Origin of the sequence: Alloyangia mangrovi (assembly GCF_002300555.2) — a bacterium.
GTDB lineage: Bacteria > Pseudomonadota > Alphaproteobacteria > Rhodobacterales > Rhodobacteraceae > Salipiger > Salipiger mangrovi.
The window spans coordinates 1-1,177 of sequence record NZ_NTHN02000140.1; the positions used below are offsets into that span (position 1 = coordinate 1).

Annotated in this window: 1 protein-coding gene; it reads right to left on the reverse strand. The window is 65.8% G+C overall.

The window, feature by feature from the left end:
* A partial coding sequence (locus tag CLG85_RS27115; RefSeq protein WP_260350394.1) for a UDP-glucose dehydrogenase family protein occupies positions 1-1,175 on the reverse strand: 1,175 nt, incomplete at its 3' end.
* Positions 1,176-1,177 lie beyond the last annotated feature (2 nt).

Here is a 1,177-nt window from a genome sequence, read left to right on the forward strand (position 1 = left end):
AGATCGAGCGCGCGGAATTCGTTCCACTCGGTGAGGATGACCAGCAGGTCGGCGCCCTTGGCGGCGGCATAGGGATCGTCCTCCCAGGCCACGCCCGGCAGCAGCGCCTCACCCTCACGCTTGCCCTGCGGGTCGACTACAGAGACCGAGGCCCCACCGCCCACCAGCGACGGTACGATGGTCAGCGAAGGCGCGTCGCGCATGTCGTCGGTGTTGGGCTTGAAGGTGACGCCGAGCACGGCGACCTTCTTGCCGTTGAAGCTGCCGTCGCAGAGGTCCAGGAGCTTGTCGGTCATCCGCCGCTTGGTCTCCTCGTTCACCTTGATCACCGTCTCGACGATGGAGATCGGCGAGGCGTGCTCCTGGCCGATGCGGGCCAGGGCCTTGGTATCTTTCGGGAAGCACGAGCCGCCGTAGCCGGGGCCGGCGTGCAGGAACTTGTTGCCGATGCGGCCGTCGAGCCCCATGCCCTTCGACACGCTCTTCACGTCCGCGCCGACCTTCTCGCAGAGCGCCGCGATCTCGTTGATGAAGGTGATCTTCGTCGCGAGGAAGGCGTTGGCGGCGTATTTGATCATCTCGGCGGACTCGAGATCGGTGGTGACGATCGGGAAGTCGCGCAGGTAGAGCGGGCGGTAGATGTCTTCCATCACCTTGGCGGCGCGGTCATTCTCGACGCCCACCACGACCCGGTCGGGCTTCATGAAGTCATCGATCGCCGCGCCTTCGCGCAGGAATTCGGGGTTCGAGGCCACGTCGAAGTCGAGCGCAGGATTGGCGGCGGCGACCACCTCCTGCACCTTGCGGTTGGTGCCGACGGGGACGGTCGATTTGGTCACCACGACGATGTAATGGTCGGCGGCCCTGGCGATCTCCTCGGCGGCGGCCATCACGTAGGTCAGATCGGCATGGCCATCGCCGCGCCGGGTCGGCGTGCCGACGGCGATGAACACCGCCTCTGCGCCATCGATGGCCGATTGCAGGTCGAGGGTGAACGACAGCCGCCCGGCCTCGACATTCTTGGCCATGAGCGTGTCGAGCCCCGGCTCGTAGATCGGCACCTCGCCGCGCTCGAGCATCTCGATCTTGCGCGGGTCCTTGTCGACGCAAACCACCTCGTGGCCGAAGTCGGAGAAACACACGCCAGAGACAAGGCCGACGTAACCGGTGCCGATAA